The organism is Cohnella sp. WQ 127256 (assembly GCF_024519285.1).
GTDB lineage: Bacteria > Bacillota > Bacilli > Paenibacillales > Paenibacillaceae > Cohnella.
The window spans coordinates 25,671-46,259 of record NZ_JAMZCY010000007.1; the positions used below are offsets into that span (position 1 = coordinate 25,671).

The 20,589-nt window shown below is 45.8% G+C and carries 15 protein-coding genes; 14 read left to right on the forward strand and 1 reads right to left on the reverse strand.

From position 1 onward, the window contains the following. Positions 1-9 precede the first annotated feature (9 nt). The 3 genes from tkt to M1K58_RS20315 all read left to right on the forward strand — a co-directional run bounded on the left by tkt (position 10) and on the right by M1K58_RS20315 (position 7,712). The gene (gene tkt, locus M1K58_RS20305; protein ID WP_256760711.1) at positions 10-2,022 is read left to right on the forward strand and encodes a transketolase; all 2,013 of its coding nucleotides are present in this window, start codon (positions 10-12) and stop codon (positions 2,020-2,022) included. A gap of 27 nt (positions 2,023-2,049) precedes the next feature. Beyond that, complete coding sequence (gene ppnP / locus M1K58_RS20310) at positions 2,050-2,364, forward strand: pyrimidine/purine nucleoside phosphorylase (protein ID WP_256760712.1); 315 nt, start codon at positions 2,050-2,052, stop codon at positions 2,362-2,364. 233 nt (positions 2,365-2,597) lie between these two features. Further along, positions 2,598-7,712 (forward strand): S-layer homology domain-containing protein, encoded by a 5,115-nt coding sequence (locus M1K58_RS20315; RefSeq protein WP_256760713.1) that lies wholly within the window; start codon positions 2,598-2,600, stop codon positions 7,710-7,712. Positions 7,713-7,789: 77 nt separating this feature from the next. Here the strand turns inward: M1K58_RS20315 and M1K58_RS20320 are convergent, their stop codons facing one another. Beyond that, complete coding sequence (locus M1K58_RS20320; protein WP_256760714.1) at positions 7,790-9,043, reverse strand: NAD(P)-binding domain-containing protein; 1,254 nt, start codon at positions 9,041-9,043, stop codon at positions 7,790-7,792. A gap of 230 nt (positions 9,044-9,273) precedes the next feature. Between M1K58_RS20320 and M1K58_RS20325 the strand changes: the two genes are divergently transcribed. The 11 genes from M1K58_RS20325 to M1K58_RS20375 all read left to right on the forward strand — a co-directional run bounded on the left by M1K58_RS20325 (position 9,274) and on the right by M1K58_RS20375 (position 20,545). Beyond that, positions 9,274-10,623, forward strand: a complete 1,350-nt coding sequence (locus tag M1K58_RS20325; RefSeq protein WP_256760715.1) for a glucose-6-phosphate isomerase — start codon at positions 9,274-9,276, stop codon at positions 10,621-10,623. Positions 10,624-10,759: 136 nt separating this feature from the next. Beyond that, complete coding sequence (locus tag M1K58_RS20330; RefSeq protein WP_256760716.1) at positions 10,760-11,638, forward strand: ABC transporter ATP-binding protein; 879 nt, start codon at positions 10,760-10,762, stop codon at positions 11,636-11,638. Continuing rightward, the gene (locus M1K58_RS20335) at positions 11,631-13,880 is read left to right on the forward strand and encodes a hypothetical protein (protein WP_256760717.1); all 2,250 of its coding nucleotides are present in this window, start codon (positions 11,631-11,633) and stop codon (positions 13,878-13,880) included. Before M1K58_RS20330 ends, M1K58_RS20335 begins: the two co-directional genes overlap by 8 nt. An 8-nt stretch (positions 13,881-13,888) precedes the next feature. Continuing rightward, positions 13,889-14,563, forward strand: coding sequence for a hypothetical protein (locus M1K58_RS20340; protein ID WP_256760718.1), 675 nt, complete (start codon positions 13,889-13,891; stop codon positions 14,561-14,563). A gap of 15 nt (positions 14,564-14,578) precedes the next feature. After that, positions 14,579-15,133, forward strand: a complete 555-nt coding sequence (locus M1K58_RS20345) for an RNA polymerase sigma factor (RefSeq protein WP_256760719.1) — start codon at positions 14,579-14,581, stop codon at positions 15,131-15,133. After that, complete coding sequence (locus M1K58_RS20350; RefSeq protein WP_256760720.1) at positions 15,126-16,073, forward strand: hypothetical protein; 948 nt, start codon at positions 15,126-15,128, stop codon at positions 16,071-16,073. The genes M1K58_RS20345 and M1K58_RS20350 overlap by 8 nt, the downstream gene beginning before the upstream one ends. Further along, the gene (locus M1K58_RS20355; protein ID WP_256760721.1) at positions 16,070-16,990 is read left to right on the forward strand and encodes an ATP-binding cassette domain-containing protein; all 921 of its coding nucleotides are present in this window, start codon (positions 16,070-16,072) and stop codon (positions 16,988-16,990) included. Before M1K58_RS20350 ends, M1K58_RS20355 begins: the two co-directional genes overlap by 4 nt. A gap of 48 nt (positions 16,991-17,038) precedes the next feature. After that, a complete protein-coding gene (locus M1K58_RS20360) occupies positions 17,039-17,671 on the forward strand; it encodes a YigZ family protein (RefSeq protein WP_256760722.1) in 633 nt (210 codons plus the stop codon). Positions 17,672-17,878: 207 nt separating this feature from the next. Beyond that, complete coding sequence (gene cysT, locus M1K58_RS20365; RefSeq protein WP_306220616.1) at positions 17,879-18,685, forward strand: sulfate ABC transporter permease subunit CysT; 807 nt, start codon at positions 17,879-17,881, stop codon at positions 18,683-18,685. Beyond that, positions 18,682-19,479: a sulfate ABC transporter permease subunit gene (locus tag M1K58_RS20370; RefSeq protein WP_256760724.1), complete on the forward strand. Its 798-nt coding sequence runs from the start codon at positions 18,682-18,684 to the stop codon at positions 19,477-19,479. The genes cysT and M1K58_RS20370 overlap by 4 nt, the downstream gene beginning before the upstream one ends. A 1-nt stretch (position 19,480) precedes the next feature. Continuing rightward, a complete protein-coding gene (locus M1K58_RS20375; RefSeq protein WP_256760725.1) occupies positions 19,481-20,545 on the forward strand; it encodes a sulfate/molybdate ABC transporter ATP-binding protein in 1,065 nt (354 codons plus the stop codon). Positions 20,546-20,589: the final 44 nt, after the last annotated feature.

The window sequence follows — 20,589 nt, forward strand, 5'->3', positions numbered from 1 at the left end:
ATTAATCCAATGACTGTTAGTACTAACGTAATTGACCAATTATCTGTTACCACAGTTCGTACGCTTTCTATTGATGCTATCGAAAAGGCAAAATCCGGTCACCCGGGAATGCCAATGGGTGCTGCACCAATGGGCTACCAACTTTTCGCTAAAACAATGAAGCATAATCCATCCAAGCCACAATGGATCGATCGCGACCGTTTCGTTCTATCGGCTGGACATGGTTCCATGCTGCTATACTCTTTACTTCATCTAAGTGGCTATGATCTGCCGCTTGAAGAGCTGAAAAACTTCCGTCAATGGGGTTCTTTAACGCCAGGACATCCGGAATTCGGACATACTGCAGGTGTAGATGCAACAACGGGGCCACTAGGTCAAGGACTTGCTATGGCTGTGGGTATGGCTTTAGCTGAAGCTCAATTGTCAGCCACTTACAATCGTGACGGTTATGACGTCATTAACCACTTTACATACTCGATCTGTGGAGATGGAGATTTGTCGGAAGGAATCTCCTCCGAAGCTGCTTCGATGGCTGGTCATATGAAGCTCGGTAAGTTGGTCCTTCTATACGATTCCAACGATATTTCCCTTGATGGTGAGTTGAGCCTTTCGTTCTCCGAGAACGTGGGACAACGATTCGAGGCATACGGCTGGCAGTACCTTCGCGTAGAGGACGGCAACGATCTTGACGCGCTAGCTAAAGCAATCGAGGAAGCACAAGCAGAACCTTCCAAACCGACCCTCATCGAGGTTAAAACAGTGATCGGCTACGGTTCCCCGAACAAAGGTGGAAAAGGTGGACATGCAGGTCCGCACGGTTCCCCACTTGGAGCGGACGAAGCGAAATTGACGAAGGGCTTCTATGAATGGCCGCATGAAGAGTTCCATGTTCCTGAAGAGGTTCGTGCACATTTTGCAGAAGTTAAAAAATCGGGCGAACAAGCGAATGCGGCTTGGGACGCGCAATTCGCTAAATATAAAGCTGAATACCCTGAGCTTGCTGCTCAATTCGAAGACGCGTTTGCTGGCAATTTGCCAAGCGGCTGGGATGCTGATCTTCCTGTGTACACGACGGAAGACAAGCCCCTTTCCACTCGTGTTGCTTCAGGTAACGCTTTGAACGGGTTAGCGAAAAACGTGCCTCAGCTTGTGGGCGGATCCGCTGACTTGGAAAGCTCCACGATGACTCACTTGAAGGGTCTTCCTGTATTTAAACCAGGTAACTATGACGGGCGTAACATCTACTTCGGTATCCGCGAATTCGGTATGGCTGCCGCAATGAATGGAATTATGCTGCATGGTGGCTTGAAAGTATACGGCGGTACGTTCTTTGTATTCACCGATTACCTTCGTCCAGCGGTACGTTTGGCAGCACTTATGGGTCTGCCTGTCGTTTACGTATTGACACATGATAGCATCGCAGTTGGTGAAGATGGCCCTACGCATGAGCCGATCGAGCAATTGGCTTCCATCCGTATCATTCCGAACCTGACGGTTATCCGTCCTGCTGATGGCAATGAAACTTCTGCGGCTTGGGCATATGCGCTACAAAACAAAGACAACCCGGTTGCATTGGTGCTGACTCGCCAAAACTTGCCGATCCTCGAAGGAACTGCGAACGCACGCGATTCCATTTCCAAAGGCGGTTATGTTGTTTCTGAAGCGGCTAATGGAAATCCGCAAGGTATCCTCATTGCAACAGGCTCTGAAGTGCAGCTTGCTGTTGCTTCTCAGAAAGCGTTGGCAGAGCAAGGCATACACGTTCGTGTTGTTAGCTTGCCAAGCTTCGATCTGTTCGAGAAACAGGATGCAAGCTACAAGGAAAGTGTTCTGCCTAAAGCGATTAAAGCTCGTCTTGCTATCGAAATGGCTAGTCCATTCGGTTGGGAGCGTTATGTTGGAGACAGCGGAGCTATTATCGGAATTTCTACTTTTGGAGCTTCCGCGCCGGGCGACCGCGTCATTCAAGAATATGGCTTCACAGTAGACAATGTTGTCGCACAATACAAAAAATTAGTGTAACTCATACAGGGGAGCTGGAGAGAGACGATGTCGCAATATAACAATGTATCCATAGTGAAGAAAGCAAATGTATATTTCGAAGGCAAAGTAACAAGCCGTGCGGTCATTTTTGCAGACGGAACTAAAGTGACGCTAGGCATCATGCTTCCAGGGGAATATGAATTCGGAACAGCCCAGAAGGAAATCATGGACATTCAAGCGGGCGAGCTTTCCGTATTGCTTCCCGGCAATGATGAATGGTTAGAAATTACTGAGCCAACGAAATTCGAAGTGCCTGCTAACTCCAGCTTTAAGTTGAAAGTTAACACCGTTACCGATTATATTTGCTCGTATATCGATTAATCGGACAAAGAGTCTAGATTATGCTGTTAAAAAGATGGTTCCTGTATTTATCAGGAATCATCTTTTTTTTGTCTATTTTTTGACATTTGTGTTCTCGGACTGATTTTTTATTTTATTTTATAAAAATGTTGCATTATTGCTAAATTCTTGTCGGATTGTTCAGAAATAGATCAGTTTATGCTGATAGATTATATGTTGTGGAAGTGTAAATAATAAAAAAGGGAGAATAATGGATGGAAACTCAGAGTACGATTGGTGTATTAGGCAAAAGAAACATGGGCTGGAGCAGAAAAGTGACAATGATGCTGTTGGCTTTCTTGCTCGCATTCGGTCAGTGGATGGTAAGTCCGTCTGAAGCTCAAGCGGCAGGGGCACCAACTGGGGCTACATATTTCCAAGATGACGATAACTGGGGAGGAGGAAGCGCGTCAACCACGGCGGATGGCGATATGAACATAGGGATTAAAAATGATAAGCTCCTCGCGGATAACGCAAAATATCCAGTTGAGTTTAAGATCGTAGGTGTCACGCAGTTACCGACCACAAGTGCGCAATTACTAATTCGAGCCAACGATGTGGACGAGTATAACGTGAAAACGACAGACCCGGCAAACGGGGAATGGGATCGCGTCTATTTTTCTTCTAATCCTGCTGATATCAAGCTCGGATCGTCTTATACACCTTGGCCGACTGGAGGGAAGTGGGATACTAATCTCCACAATAAGAACTTTGCATCGGATTATAAGAAGGAGATTAGTAACTCTGTTTACCTGGGGGCTTTATCTGGACAAGACAGCAATTGGAATACTACGGTTTTATCGTTTAAGCCCGAGGAATTCAATCGTATCAACTTAGGCGATAATTACGTGGGAGTTACGATCCATCATTACTATCAGGACACTCGATCTGGGTATGAGTATGCGGGATACACCGGCTGGCAGATGATAGTAGACTGGGGTCAACTTGTTATCGACGGAGGCGTTCGGAACACCGGTGAAATTACTCAGGCCGGTTTAAAAGTAGAGAACGGGCAAGTTACGATCGACTCAAGCTTTCTTCCTAAAGTTCCGAATCAGAACTACTCGATGGAAATTAACGTGATCGAGAGAACCCTTGTCAACGGACAAGTTGTCGAAAGAAATCTTGGTTTGGACAAAGAATTTTTTGGGAAACCAACCGCGGATGAAGAGAAAGAAGGAAAAACGGTTGTCATTAAAGACAGTGGTATCGATCCTTCAAAAGAATACGTAGTCAATATTATCCTGTTCGACGACCGTGGAAACGGCCCTGCAGATTCGGCTGGGATGACGCCAACAGACAAAAAAGCATTTGAAGAAAAAGAAAAATTCACGAATCCAGGCTTTGCGGAGCATGTCGTTACGATCTCCACGCTCGATCCGATCGCTACGGACATTTCCAAGTCCGCGCTAAGAGCTGATCCGACGAACTTTACCGCCGATGATTTTAAGGACAAGTACTTAAAAATCAACGGCAACGCGCCAAATGGGGATCAGCTTCAAACTGTAAAGATCGTAACGCTACCGAATGCGGCAAAAGGTAAGCTCGTGCTTAACGGCGTTGATGTAACGGCTGGGGATACGATTCCGGTCGCTAATCTACATTTGCTGGCTTTCGTGCCCGTAGAAGGTGGATTTGATGGCACGGTCGATTTCCTGTGGAACGGATACAATGGAACGAAATATGCGCCGGAAGATGCAACGGTAACGATAAACAGTTCTCCGGAAGTACTTGATATTCATCTGGTCATGAAGAAGGGAGATCCTTCACTGACTTTCTCGGGAACGTATGATTTTGTTCCCAATTATATCGATCCGGGCGAAGAAGCATTGGTTAACGTGAAGATAGTCACTCTGCCAGATCCGACAAAAGGTAAACTTGTGTTAGATAATGGTTTAGGTGTAGATGCGGATGTTACGCCAAATCAAGTGATTAACGTTGCGGACCTGAACCGTCTGAAATTTATTCCGGAACCAGGCGTGTCGGGTGACGTGACATTCGATTGGAACGGTTCGGACGGGTTGCAGTACGCGCTTAATGATGCTACCGTAACGATCGATATCAATACACCACCAGTCGTATCGGATATCAGAAAAACTGGGAAAATGCATGAAGTAATCGACTTCACATCTGGAAACTTCGCGCTGGCTCCGGCCTATCAAGACGTTGATGCGGATAATCTAGCGCAAGTGAAGATTGATCTGCCGGCTGGTTTCGCGAGTAGCGGAAAGCTGTCATACACATCAGTCGCCGGCACCGTTTATATCACTCCAAGCAGTTCGGTGGTGTTATCGGTAACAGAACTGGAAAGCTTACAATTCGAGCCGTCTCCGAGCTTGGAGAAAGGAAGAGTTGTAACTTTTCCTTGGTATGGCTCGGACGGGAAGCATTTCTCTAACACTCCGGCTAACGTAGTCATTGCTTATGACGACATACCGATAGCGGGTTCCTTATTCATCGACATGGAGGAAGGTCAGCCTTCCACCGTTATTATCCTGAAAGGATCTTATTTAGATTCCGTAACGGGTGTGACTTATGGAAATCATACGGATCCTTTGAAAGGCTTGCTAACACAAGATCCATCCGATCCTAATGGTTTGACTTGGACTTATGCTCCCAATGTCGACTTCAAATACGGGACAGATGGCTTTACGTATACCGTAAAAAACGATGAAGGTCAGTTGAGCGCTCCGGCGAACGTCTCGATCCGCATTCACAAGTCACTTGACGGATGGGTTGGTAATAAACTGAAAGGTGATACGAGAGTTTTGAAAGAGACTCCTGGACAACCTCTTAAGCTATCAGCGGAGAGTTCCGCTTACGCCCAAGGTGTAACGGCGAAAGTTGACGGAGTCGATGTCGTCTTGAGTCTAGCTAATCCGCTCACGTGGGAAACCGATGGTTACAAACAATGGGTAAATACCTCCTATATACTGCCAACAACGGTTACGACAGGCTTAACAACCGTAGTGTTCACTGCCTTGGATGGGGCGGGTGCAGTGTTGCAGACCGAGCAAGCATCCAAACTAGCCGACAACGATTTCCGGGTCGTTGGAGCGAACCTGACTCTAATCGCTAATCCAGATAAAATACTGGGTGATGGAAAATCGACGACGGTGTTGACTGCATTGCTTGTGGATGATGATGGTAAACCTATACCGGGCGTCGAAGTGGTATTTACCGCACCTCCGGCAACGGGGAGCTTCGTGGGACCGAATTATGGTGTAACGGATTCGGACGGCAAGGCAACTGCGACATACAAATCGGCTGAGATTGTTGGTGTTAGCGAGCAGACGATTTCTCTGAAAGCGACGGTAGACGACTCAGTTCTAGGCTTGCGAGCGAATGATACTGTCGATATCACGTTCATGCCTGCCACGATCAACGGAATTATTACATCAGGTATTCATAATACTCCGGTACCCAATGCAACTGTGAGGGTATCGTTATACGATGGCAGCGGAATTGAGATATTTCATGATGAAATAACGACGGATGCAAACGGAGCCTATCAATTCATCGTTCCGAAAGGCAATGTCGAATACGATCTTGAAGTAGAGACATCGGTAAACATTGGGGGAGTTTTAACTCCAGTAACCTATCATCAGAAGGCTAGAGTAGATGCTGTATCGGGAGGTCCGGATGAGAATTTCGATTCCGAGAAGACGCTGACCGGTCTTGTCTTGTTCAAGCAACCGAATGGACAGTCTTCAATGCTAAGCTCTGACGTTTTAGCTAAAACATCCGTTTATTTGAAAAAGTCGGATGGCAGCTACGTATTAGAGAACGGAACGCCGAAAGCATTCCCGCTGGATAGTCAGGGCGTGTTTAACGCTAACGGATTGGATGCAGGCGATTATGCGCTCGAGGTTATGTACGAAGATAGTCCGTTCAAGCCAGTCCTCATTAGCAGTAGCCATGTATCCGTAAAGGCTAATGGCGAAATGAATATTACAGAAGAACTCGTTGATCCAAATGGTTACGTTACCGATGCGGTGACGAAATTGCCGATCGAAGGCGCTAAAGTAGTTCTACACTATGCGAATACGCCGCGGAATATTGGCAAAGGCTTGACTCCTGGTGCTACTGTCACATTGCCGATTATGGTATTCCCGCCAAATAACAACGCAAGTCCGGATCAACTTACAGACCCGAGCGGTTTCTACGCGTACAATGTCTATCCTGAAACCGATTATTATCTTGAAGTTACGAAACCCGGCTATAGGAGCTACACAAGTCCAATCCTTTCAGTAGAGTGGGATATCGTAAAACACGATTTGGAACTGGATCCAATCAGTACAAATTCCGGTTCTTATGGACTCGGGACGGTGGGCACACCGAATATTTCCCTGGACCTTTCCGTGGATAAGAACAAGGTAAAGGAAGGGGAACAGTCACAAGTTACGGTTAATTACAAGAATGAATCAACGAGCACGTTAGCCTCTGGGGAGATCAAAGTGACGATTCCAGAAGGTGCAGTCATTGTGGATGCGGCTGGTGGTATCGTTACGGGAAATACAATCGTATGGAAAGTAACGAATCTATCCGGTGGACAATCTGGCAACTATAAGATCACTGTCAAGTGGCCGCTAACAGATGCATCGGATAAAGTATTCGACATTCCAGGCGAATTCAAAGCAGCAGGTGCCAGTGTGATTACAAAGTCATCGGTGAAAGTCAATGTGTACTCTGATCGATTCGGAGACCTTAAGCATTATCGTTATATTCTTGGATACCCGGATAAACAATTCAAGCCGAATGGTTCCATGACTCGTGCAGAGCTTGCAGCAATTGTGGCGAGATTAACAGAAAATGTGGATGTTGAGTATTCATTGCCGTACAAGGATATTCGTGCAGGACACTGGGCAACGAATTACATCAAGATCGCAACAAAGCATGGTTACTTCAGTGTTAGTAAAGATGGATTATTCCGTCCGGATGAACCGATTACTAGAGGAGAGCTGGCAGCGGTTATGGCTCGTTTCTTGAAGCTTGAAGTTGGCAAGTCTACGACTGTGCATTTCTCTGATACAACGGGGCATTGGGCAGGTAACATTATCGAAGCCTTGTATAACGGCAAGTTCTTGTCGGGATATACGGATGGCTCATTCAAACCAAACAATAAGATTATCCGTGTCGAAGCTGTAACGATGATTAATCGTATGCTGTACCGCGGACCGCTACAAGGATATACTCAGCTGTTCCCAGATATGCCAACAAGCCACTGGGGCTTCGGAGAGGTACAGGAAGCGACGGTCTCACATGAATCCGTTCGTAACGAAGACGGAAGCGAGACATGGACCAAAAAGCTTAGCGACGATATGCAATAACTTATTTTCAAACGAAAAGGGGATGTCCGCTAAGGTCTTCAACGACCTTAAGGGACATCCCCTTTTCTATGATAGCATCAAGATTGGCTTATGATATATTCTTGCAACTGAATGCGTTGATAAAGAGGTAAACCAGTGAGCATACAGCCATATTTGAACGAGCCGTTATTGCGTTCAATTCGAATAATACGACCTGTCATTGGAGGAAGCTGAGATTCCTGTAGGAAATGAATGACGACGAACATATCCTTTTCAAGCGGGAATTCGGATTCGATCTGTATGCCGTCCTCCGAAAGGTTACGTAAATAACCTTGAACAGACTGACCACTGAAGCCGCCATCGCCTTCCCATTGATAGATGGACATCATGATCGAAATATTTAGAGGCAACCGGATTTTTTTCCTACGATCATCGCTCTGCTTTTCTGTTAGTTCCGGGACAACTGGTTCGCCAATTTTCGTTCCGATCCAATTCTCATAGATAAGTGCAAGCGCAGCAAGATCTGATTCGCCGTGACCAGCTGCTTGTCCAAGTTGGAATAAACTCTTCGCACTTTCGAGCATCGGTGTTGACACACCCAACGAATCTGTTAAGGCGGAGGAGAGCTTGAGATCCTTCAACATCAGTGCTAGGGAGAACTGAACACTGAAATCGTGCTCGATGATCTTCTGGCCCTTAAGATCAGCTTGTTTGCTCGCTGCCCCGCCAGATTTGACGACACGGAGGAAGGCTGATGCATCAATACCACTTTTGGCGGCTATCGCCATTCCTTCGATCAAGCCAGCTGCATTAATTCCAACAATTGTGTTGTGAGCGATCTTAGCATTTGCTCCACTTCCGCTTGCACCCATGTGGATCACTTCTTTACCCATGGTAAGAAAAATATCTTGATGGTCCTTGATGAGCTGTTCGTTGCCGCCTGCCATGAACATGAGTGTACCGTCTATGGCCGCCGGTTTACTACCCGTAACAGGGGCATCAATGAAATCACTGAATCGCTCGGATACTTCTGTTCCAATTCGTTTGGCGAGTGTTGGAGAAATTGTGCTGCAATCGATAATGAGGGTTCCGGGCTTTAGCTCCTTCAGAATACCCGCACTTCCGAAATAAACCTCTTCGATCGCTTGATCATTGCTGATCATCGTAATGACCACATCCACCCTCTTAGCTACTTCTAGAGGAGAAGCAGCTTCGTCAGCGCCTAACTCTATCAATTGCCCAGCTTTACCCGGTGAACGGTTGTACACAATGACAGAATATCCTTTACGCAATAGATTGGCAGCCATAGGTTCACCCATAGTGCCGAGCCCGATAAATCCGATTGATTTCATAGTTCAAATCCTCCCGATTCAATAGAGTTATTCATTCCTTATTATAGCACTTGATAACAATAAAATGGTTGTTCGCTTATCGCTCGATGTGTACGGTAAATGCTGAATTTAATAGGGCTCAACTAATCTTCATCAAACCTTCATGGAACCTCGCTTGTGTCCAACGGGTTTATTCAGTATTCTATATCTAATGTGTAAAGACCGTAATGGGTCGTGAAAGGGAGATGGAAATGAGTCAAAATATTCAATTCGATTATTCCAAAGCATTACAATTCGTCGGTCAGCATGAGATCGATAACTTGGCACCAGCAGTGAAGCTGGCGCATGAGCAATTACATAATGGAACGGGTGCAGGATCTGATTATCTAGGATGGATCAACCTTCCATTTGATTACGACAAGCAAGAATTCGCTCGCATCCAAAGCTCAGCTAAGAAAATCCAGTCGGATTCTGACGCGCTTATCGTAATTGGAATCGGTGGATCTTACCTTGGCGCTCGCGCCGCTATCGAGATGCTGCAGCATTCTTTCTATAACACGTTGTCGAAAGACCAACGTAAAACACCACAAATTTTCTACGCAGGTAACAATATCAGTTCGACTTATGTGACTCACCTTCTACAAGCGCTTGAAGGCAAAAACTGGTCGATCAACGTCATCTCGAAATCAGGTACAACAACTGAGCCGGCAATCGCGTTCCGTATTTTCCGCGAAGCGCTAGAGAGCAAATACGGCCAGGAAGAAGCTCGCAAACGCATCTATGCTACGACTGACAAAGCTCGTGGAGCGTTGAAGGTGCTTGCGACAGAAGAGGGCTATGAAACCTTCGTTATCCCGGATGATGTTGGAGGTCGTTACTCCGTATTGACAGCTGTTGGTTTATTGCCGATTGCTGCTGCGGGCATCGATATCGAGGCGATGATGAAGGGTGCACAGGATGCAGCCACAACCTACAACAATCCTAATTTGAAAGAAAACCAAGCTTACCAATACGCGGCAGTTCGTAATGCGTTGTACCGTAAAGGTAAAGGCATAGAAATTCTCGTTAATTACGAGCCAGGTCTACACTTTGTATCCGAATGGTGGAAACAGCTGTTTGGCGAGAGTGAAGGAAAAGACTACAAGGGAATTTATCCGTCGTCTGTAGACTTCTCCACAGATTTGCACTCCATGGGTCAGTTTGTACAAGAAGGTAGCCGGATTATTTTCGAAACGGTTCTACAGGTTGGAACTGTACCCGAGCAAATCACGATCAAGAGCAACAAAGATGATTTGGACGGCTTGAACTTCCTAGCTGGAGAAACGCTTGATTTTGTGAATAAAAAAGCGTTCCTAGGAACATTACTTGCCCATACAGATGGTAATGTGCCTAACCTGATCGTTAATTTGCCGGACATGAGCCCCTACACATTCGGCTATATGGTTTACTTCTTCGAAATCGCTTGTGGCGTGAGTGGATACTTGCTCGGCGTTAACCCGTTCGATCAACCCGGCGTTGAAGCATACAAGAAAAACATGTTCGCATTGCTGGGCAAACCAGGCTTTGAGGAAGAGAAGAAAGCTTTGGAAGCTCGTCTATAATAGAAAATATACAAAAGAGTGCTTCCGAGCACTCTTTTTTTATTTTCAACTCAACTTTTAGCCAACTTGCTCGTCATACTCATTGACAATGTCCGTGCGCACGGCCATCTTATCTCTTATATGAAGGAGTATAACGATGAAAATTACAATAGATGCTCTTACCAAAAGCTATGGCAAAGGAACGAAAGCTCTGCAATCCATCTCTCTTACGATTGGGCAAGGGATGTTTGGCTTGCTTGGTCCGAACGGGGCGGGGAAATCCACGTTAATGCAAATATTAGCGACGCTGCAGCCAGCAACATCCGGCGAAGTCAGGATAGGGAACTTGAAATTGGGTCGTGACGACTACGAAATTCGCAGATTACTCGGTTATTTGCCACAGGAATTCGGAGTGTACAAGAAATTAACGGCTTATGAATATCTTGACTACGTTGCACTTATGAAAGGCATATCCAATAAGGTTAGTCGAAAGCTTCAGATTGAGGAGATGCTTGAACGTGTTAATCTAATATCTGTTAGGAATAAGAAGATCGGGGGATTTTCCGGAGGGATGAAGCAGCGCGTAGGCATTGCTCAAGCCTTGCTAGGGGATCCACAAGTCATTATCGTGGATGAACCGACCGCGGGATTGGATCCGGAAGAAAGAATTCGTTTCCGCAATCTGTTGGGCGAGCTGAGCGAGCGCAAAATCGTCCTGCTCTCCACCCATATTGTTGGTGATATCGAGAGCAGCTGCTCTCAACTTGCGATTATGCGTAAAGGTAATATCTTGTTTCAGGGATCGCAGGATGAGCTATTAGCTCAGGCAAGCCAAGCTGTTTGGACAGGAACCATCCCTGAAGCAGAGTTAGTGTTGCTACGTAATTCCCACATAGTTGTATCTGCAAGAAAGACACAGGCAGGACAAGAAGTCCGCCTCTTGTCCCCCGAACGTCCTTTCTCAGAAGCGATAGCTGTCGCACCTGGCTTAGAGGATGCCTACATGATGGTTATGGGTGGTGCTGTGGATGCGTAATCTCTGGCATTATCTCATCATTGAATGGAAGCTGTTATTCCGCGGGCCTATGTTCTGGATCGTATGTGCCTTGAGCGGTGGAATGTTTCTTTTGTTCTCATCGGAATATGATTACCATTCCAATATCGGCAAATTTGCGATGCAGCAGAGTTTATTTCTAGTGATTATATTTCTAATGGGTCCTTTAATTGCTATACACATTGCCAGAAGGGACTTTATGACGAAGAACGATCTATTGCTTGATGCTCTACCCACCCGTTATTGGCAGCTTCAGACGGCGAAGATAGCTGGGTTAGCGATCCCACTCTCCATCATCACGCTTTTGCCAGCTGCTATTTTCACGGTACATGTCTTCCAGAACGGTATTCCCTTATACATTGCTGCTAAGGGCATTGCTGTATTAGTATCCGCAATTATTCCGGTCTGCTTTTCCGTCATTATTGGATTTATAATCGCTACACTATCTCGCAAACGTTGGATATATGTGGTCGGCATTGTTGGATTTCTGGCATCAGCCTACCTATTTCAACTGTTCGTGTTCAAAGCTTTTCCACACATCTGGATGCGGCTATTTGACTTCGCTCAGATGGATACTTTCCGCTCCGAGTTGTATTCTGTGCAATGGGGTTTTACGCATGACATTACCTTTTGGCTCCATAGGCTAATTTATGCGAGTAGTGTAATTGTAGCTTACTTAGCTTATTTGCTAATCGGAATGCGCCGTCGCAAGGAAAACCAGGGCAGAAGAAAAATATATGGTTTAGCAGCATTGATGTTAACGATATCTATCGTATCGATTACGTTATATATGCAGATTTCTTTGGATCGAATGGCATTTATAAATGCGGAAAAGAGCTTCTATTACGCCACTTACGAGGAAAGCACTTATGATAATCAGGGAAAACGATTAGTGTCAGAGAAGGATCAACTTGAGTTGGATAACGCAGAGGAGTATGCAGGGCTTATCGCTGACCGTTATACTTTATCCCTCTATCCAGAGAATGGTCATCACTTGAAGGTTGAGGCTCTTGTCGAGCTATCTAATGGAACGAAGCAATCCCTCAAGAGATTTCCTATGACTTTGAAGCATTACTTCAATGTGGAGTCAGTTCGGGTAAACGGAGAGACTGCTCGTTATGAATGGGAGCTTAATCGTGATTATATTTGGGTCACGCCAGCTACGGTGTTGTCCGCAGGTGAGAGGGCGTCAATAGAAATAATATATCGTGGGAAAGTTGATGAATGGCGTTATGAGCCGAATTATGATGTTGGAGTCTATTGGAGGCAGGCGTTCGTGGACGATGAGCAACTGTACTTGCCTGGACGGGCAGGTTGGTTTCCTTTTCCCGGAATGCAACAGTTGACTCGTTATGATAAGATCTATTTCGCTTCAAGCAATGGAGGACGAAAGGGGTATTCCCATTTAATAGATGAGAACTTTGCGCTTCCTCCTGCAGAATATAACGTTAATATCATTAGCGATAAACCGCTCAAAATGCTACCCGTTGTCGGGTCGATGAATCAGACTTCTAGTCGTGATGGCTTATATCGGACAGAGCTATACGCTGAGAAGTCACCTGGCTTTACGATCCTGTCAGGTCCGATGAAGTTGATTACTTCCCGGAGTGGCGGGTATGAATTCACTATAGCTATGGACCAGTACGCAACAGTGGATAATGAGCAAAATTCAAAGGCGTCCCTTGTCAGGCTTACAGATAGAACATTACAGTTATTTAAGGAGTTATGGCCGGAGAATACCGCACATCATCAATCTCTTACACATTCCGTAACGATGATGAAGAAAGAGTATTTTCAGTCAGATCTGAACCTAAATTTCAGGGATTTAGTAACGAATGCGGATGGAATTGCTACTTTGCCGTTTGATTTTAATCTGCCTCGATACGATGAAGGTGATCAGAATTGGTGGGTAACAATGTTGTTCGAGAGCCATGTTGATGATACAAATTACGCAAGGTTTCGTTTTTATGAGCTTCTCTCATCCTATCTCGGTCAATCATTAACTGAAAAGAATGGCCAGCCCTTGATGATAGATCGCTACAATGGTCCAAACAATTCCGACTTCGAGCATTTGAATCGAATATACGAGCAATCCTCCGAGCAAGAATTTAAGCAATTCATTAAAGACTATTACAACTTCATCAGTAAGATTGAATCTGACGATGTCGATCTGATTAGACAAGAGGAGGAGTTTCTTAAAGCAAGAGCGGGTGAATCAAGGTGAACGTCTTCATGCGGAGGATGTTTTATTCCGGTAAACTAATGTTGTCTGGATATTTATACGGTGCATTCATTTTACTGTTTGGATTACTTTTTATACTCGTGAATATGGAGTCATGGGAAATCGCCCAAGCAAACGTAGCTTCTATTATTACGATACTCATGATTGGGTTGCCGCTCTTTAATATCCTTCTATTTACGAATCTGTTCGCGGAAGATATGGAGGAGCGGGCTCTCGACCTCGTTTTTACTTATCCACATAGAGCTCACTATTTGTTGTTAGAAAGAATCGTGTTTGCCTTGATCATCGCTACGATTGCATTTGGTTTGAGTCTATTAACGGCTCACTTCACATTGCTGCACTTGAGTTATGAGAATCTGTGGGAGATAACTAAGCGAGTTGTACCTGTTAATGCGTACTTGTCTGGTCTATCTCTGTTGTTAAGTCTGATAGGCAGGAACGTTCTGATTGGACTGGGTGCGGGAATCAGTTACTGGTTGTTGGAGTTGATGACAATGGGGAAATGGACTCGCGCCTTACATCTCTTCCAAGGGATTTGGCCCACGCAGGCGGTAACCTTGGACAACAATGGTTTGTTCTTATTGTTTGGATCTATGGGGTGGCTGGCAGGTAGCATCATCTTGTTTACCGTTGGCAAAAGAAGGATGATTAGCAATCTACTCTAGAGGGGAGCTGTCGTATTGACGGATGAACAATTGTTGATTCAATTGAAGGACGTTAATCCGGCAGCGCTGGAGACGTTAATCTATCGCTATCATGCCCCGATATACGCTTATATCTCGAGGCTAGTGCGGAATCCGCATATCGCGGAGGACCTTACCCAAGAGTGCTTCACGCGGATTTGTCTCGCTGTAAGAGACGGGCGTTTGCCCGTCTCAATTCGCCCATGGATCTATCGGATTGCCACGAATTTGTGCAAAGATTTGTGGAAGAAAGCTTCTCATCGCAATGAAGTTCCTACGGATGAGCAAGAGTTATCGACTAAGCCAGATCGCGATACGGTGTCTTCCATCTTGATTCGTCAATGGGAACGGGAGGAAGTGATCTCGGCCCTTGCTCAGTTAAGTGAGGATAGCCGACAAATTGTGGTGCTGCGATATTATCAGGATTTGAAGCTACAAGAAATTTCGGAAATTGTTGATATGCCCTTAAGTACAGTCAAATCTAAGCTCTATCAAGCGTTGAGGAAGATGGCGCGAATACTTGAAGAGAAGGAGGTAGCCCGCAGTGGATGAGAAGCTAAGGAAGATCCTAAATGAATTAGCAGACGAAGATCGCGAAGGGAGCGACGATGAGGGATCAACCACATCACAATCGTTCATCCGCCTGGGTGAGTTGATGCCTCGTTTTACAGCGCCTGAACCGACTTCGCTACACACGACTGCTCTTATCGATAAGCTCCTCCCTTTGCTGGATAATAAGCATGTCGATGTGGAGCAGGGAGTTAACGCTCGGACACCTCGATTTGCCGAAGTCATGGATCGCGAAGGAAGAGGACACTCCGGCACAACGGTTAGTCGATTATTTCGATTGATGATGCCCCAACTACTAATTCTATCCCCTTGGTTCTGGGTAGGCTCCCTGCTTGCCGTGGGAATTAGCCTTATGCTGATGTTGAGTCCGCAACAACCATTCGGCTTCGCAGGCTCCACGAATCCCATCGTGCTGATGGCTCCGTTATTGTCATTGCTCGGCATTTCTTATTCCTGTAGGTCTTATGGAACGCCGATGTTTGAATTGGAGATGTCATTTCCACTCACTCCTTCACAATGGTTAACGGGGAAAATAGCGATGATCCTATGTTGCTACTTGATTTTGTTTGCGCTGGCTAGTGGGGTTCTCGCTTGGAATGAGGGCATCGCGATCATTCCGTTTACAATCAGTTGGCTTATCCCGTTGTGCCTCTATAGCTTATTAACGCTCGCTTTGATGCTTCGATTCGGGACGCTGACAGCGACCTTTACTATGGTTGGTTTCTGGCTAATGCAATTTATCTTTGGCGAGGGAATGGGCGCTTTCTATTTCCTAGGAGACACTAGTTTCGAGCAGTGGTTATCCAGCAAAGTGGTGGGGGCAATCGTAAGTGTGGTTGTGGCCGCGTATGTGATCTTTCGTTTGCGCCGGGATCAAGGAATAGCCGTATCGGCGACCCAGACAGAGAGTTGGCGAATATGATTCATCTCAAGCTAGATGACGTTACTTATAAGTATCCACATGAAGGGGCTCGCACTGTCCGGATCGCAGACTTAACACTTACACCTGGACTTTACTATCTATATGGAGCCAATGGAAGCGGAAAGACTATGTTACTAAAGGGTTTGGCAGGCTTACTTACTCCAGCGAAAGGCATTGTTAAATTGCACAGAGGAAATCAAGCCTTAGACGTAGCACAATATAAATGGCATATGGGTTATTGTCCACAGGAATATGCTTTATTAGAGAGTTTAACGGTGTATGCATATTTGAAGTATATTGCAAAGATGCGCTTTATTCCCAATCAACTTATCCCCTCCAGAATCGATGAGCTGTTGGATACTTTTCAGTTAAAGAGCATGGCGAGACAGAAGATAGACAGCTTATCCATTGGCCAGAAAAAACGAATACTATTACTGCAAGCATTGCTTGCAGATCCAGATTTGCTGCTGCTGGATGAACCGCTCGCCCATACGGATTTGCATGAATACAATATGCTTAGCCGGTTGCTTGCTAGCGAGGAAGGTGAGCGCATTATCATTGCCTCAGACCATCCTATAAGCCGGCAAATGGATATCTCTTGCCGAATTCTTTTTATATCCGAAGGACAGTTAAAAGGTCCTTATGATTCCGAACAATTGAAAGCTTCATTGGACAATCGGATTGTCACCTGCAGGATCCCTACTACCCGCTGGCGTGAGCAGTTGGAGAAAATGAGCCGAGTGTGTTCCATATTGTCGTTAAAGCATGGTCCAGAAGAGGTAATCTTTCGGGTCTATTTGCACGCCGGAAAGACTAGTGGAAGTGTCCCGTTTCTTGCTAATGTTGAAATTACGACGATGGAGGATGTTTATCTTTGTTTTCAAATTCCATCGGTAAGGGACAATATGTTACGATGATGGCATCGGCTGTAATACCGAATTATGGAATGAAGGCAGGGAATTAGCATGCTTGCACGTTATGCAACAGTAAGACAATATGGCTCACAAGAAATTGTCATTAAAAAATCACGCTTTATCGGGCACGCGAAGCCTGTGGAGTCCGATGAAGAAGCGGTTGCTTTCATAGAGGAATTAAAGAAGAAGTATTGGGATGCCACACACAACTGTTCTGCCTACATGGTCGGAGAACGGGATCAATTCCAGAAAGCACTGGATGATGGAGAACCGAGCGGTACTGCGGGTAAACCGATCCTGGAAGTGATCAAGAACCGTGGTTTGAAAAATGTCGTTGTCGTCGTGACCCGTTATTTCGGCGGAATTATGTTAGGTGCAGGCGGGTTAGTACGTGCCTATACGGATGGAGCTGTGGCTGGTCTCGATGCTGCTGAACCGATTGTGAAGGTGTTGCATCGGGAAGTTATCGTGGATGTAGACTATACATGGTACGGCAAACTAGAAAATGAGCTACGGGGAAGAGGATTCAGGGTCGGTGAGGTTTCGTTCACGGATCGGGTGCTGGTGAGATGTCTTCCAGAAGCCGGAGAGGCGGAGCGGTTCCAAGCTTGGATTACGGATGTTACGCAAGGACAGGCAATCCTTTCGCTTGGCTCCGAGCAATATTTTATTGAAGGAGAATAGTTTAATAATCTGCAATAGGGACACTTCACCATCCATAAGCTTTTCGAATAGGTTACATTAGATTTTGTAATAAAAAGGCGATTGTACCGTAGCTTTTTCATTGACGGGGGATGCCTTTTTCTGTTAAAGTGATAATACCAACTAAGTTAATAGGAATTATATTATATAGCTCTCAAGCTTCGGGAGGTACACGTCAACGTGAGTTCCATGCTACAGGGTCGCTGGTGGAGTTGGGGATTTCGCAGCGCCGTCATGCTTTATTTTGTTGTATTAATTATATTTCCTATTTTCGGTATTTATGGGCAATCCTTATCCTCGGGTTGGTCTGCTTTCGCAGATAATATTACGGAGCCATTAGCCTGGAAAGCTGTACTATTGACGATCAAGTTAGCTCTTATTACAACGATTATTAATGCACTGGTTGGAACGATGTCGGCTTGGGTGTTAATCCGTTATCGATTTCCAGGACGACGTCTGTTGAACAGCTTAGTAGATTTGCCGTTTGCTCTCCCGACAGCAGTAGTCGGTCTCATGATTTTGTTGCTCTTGGGTCCTCACAGCTTAGTGGGGGAATGGGCTGAGAAGCTCGGTTTCACCATTTTGTTTCATCAGCCTGCAATTATTATTGCAATGGTGTTCGTGACGTTTCCGTTTGTTATCCGTGCGGTTCAACCTCTATTGGAGGAAATGGAAACTTCAGATGAGGAAGCAGCCTATACATTAGGCGCATCTAGAGCGACAACCTTCTGGCGAGTGATTCTGCCGAATATGCTTCCGGGTATATTGAGCGGAGCGATGCTAGCCTTCTCCAGGGCTCTAGCCGAATTTGGAGCAGTCGTGCTTGTAGCGGGTAATATCCCGGGTAAAACCTTGATTGCATCTGTTTATATTTTCGGTGAAATCGAGAGTGACAATACCTTAGGTGCCACCGCAGTCAGTGTTATGCTGCTGACGATCTCCTTCCTAATCTTATGGACGGTTAATTACGTGCAGATGAGGAGGAAGAACGGATGAGACGCTTATGGATTGGTTTAACCGTTGTATTATTCGGTTTATTGCTCATCGTGCCAGTAGTACGAATTATTATGGGGGCTTTTAATGAGGGCTGGCGTGGATTTTCGGATGGATTGTCAAGACCTGAAACCCTTCATGCCTTATTCGTGACAAGTATGATTGTCGTGATCGTTACCGTTGTGAATACAGTATTCGGAGTCATGATGTCTCTCTATTTAGTAAGGGCAACTTGGCTCGGGAAACGCATTAAACAATTACTCAACAGCATCGTGGATTTGCCCTTCGCGGTATCACCCGTTATTGGCGGATTAATGATTGTACTGCTGCTTGGACCAGAAACAGCGCTTGGCGCTTTGTTCAACAGTGCAGGAGTTGATATCGTATATGCTATACCAGGTATGATTATCGCGACTTTATTCGTAACTTTTCCTTTAATTGTCCGCGAGGTCATGCCCGTGCTTCAAGAAATCGGAAATGCGCAGGAAGAAGCGGCATCCACACTAGGTGCAAGTGCTTGGACGACTTTCTGGCGAGTGACATGGCCTTCCATCCAATGGAGTGTCGTTTACGGAGTCGTACTTACGGTTGCTCGGTCTCTTGGTGAATTCGGCGCCGTACTTGTTGTATCCGGTAATATTTTATTCAAAACACAGACGGCGACGACTCTCGTCTATCAAGATGTCGAGAACTTTAATCTGACCGCCGCTAATTCTATTGCCTTAGTTCTCGCAGCAGGATCGGTAACATTACTGCTGTTCATGGAATGGGCTAAATCGAGAAGGGAAGTGCACTGAGATGCATATCGAGGTCAGCGGATTATATAAGAAATTCGGAGATTTTCAAGCAGTCACGGACGTTAACTTCGAGATTGAGAAAGGCCAATTGATCGGCTTGCTTGGTCCAAGTGGTGGTGGTAAAACATCGATTCTTCGCATGCTTGCAGGCCTGGAATCCGTTGACAAGGGAGATATTGTATTTCATGGCAAGCGTGTCAATGATCTTCCTCCACAGGAGAGAGGCATTGGCTTCGTATTCCAGAACTATGCTTTGTTCAAGCACATGACAGTCGAGGGCAATATTGCGTTCGGACTGGAAGTTAAGAAGTGGTCGAAAGCAAAGATTAAAGACCGTGTAGCTGAGTTAGTCGAATTGACGGGCTTATCCGGCTTCGAGAAGCGTTATCCGCATCAGTTATCGGGTGGGCAACGTCAACGTGTGGCTTTCGCTCGTGCCTTAGCTCCAGAGCCACAGCTGCTGTTGCTCGATGAGCCGTTCGCTGCGATTGATGCGAAGATTCGCCATGAGCTGCGGTCTTGGTTGCGTGATATGATCGACCGCTTGGGGATCACATCTATCTTCGTTACGCACGATCAGGACGAAGCGATCGAGGTAGCCGATCAAATCATGATCATTAACAAAGGGCGCCTAGAGCAAAAAGGCACACCGTGGGAAATTTATAAAAACCCGCAATCTCCTTTCGTTGCGGAGTTTATCGGGGAATCTACAATTGTAGAAGATGCTTCATCCTTGCGGGGATTCGGCAATGCTTCTGATTGGCCGGGAACGAAAGCCCTAATACGGCCGGAATACGTGGAAGTGGGCAAACCGTCTGATTTCAAGCTGCTGTCAGCTACAGAATCTGGTCGCGTTCGTCATGTCCATTTTCGCGGAAGCGAGTGGCTGGTCGAGGTCGAAGTGGGATCAACTCGCCTCGTGACTTATCGATCGCTAGAGAAGGAAATTGTTCATCCAGGTGACGAGGTTCAAGTGCTTATCCATCGCGCCTATTTGTTTAATAATAACGATAGCTGGATCATGGAAAACAAGCTGAAGGAAGATCCGATGCCCGTTCATATTTAACGTAATGACAGGTCGGGAGCCTTCGTGGGCACCGTGGGAGGAAA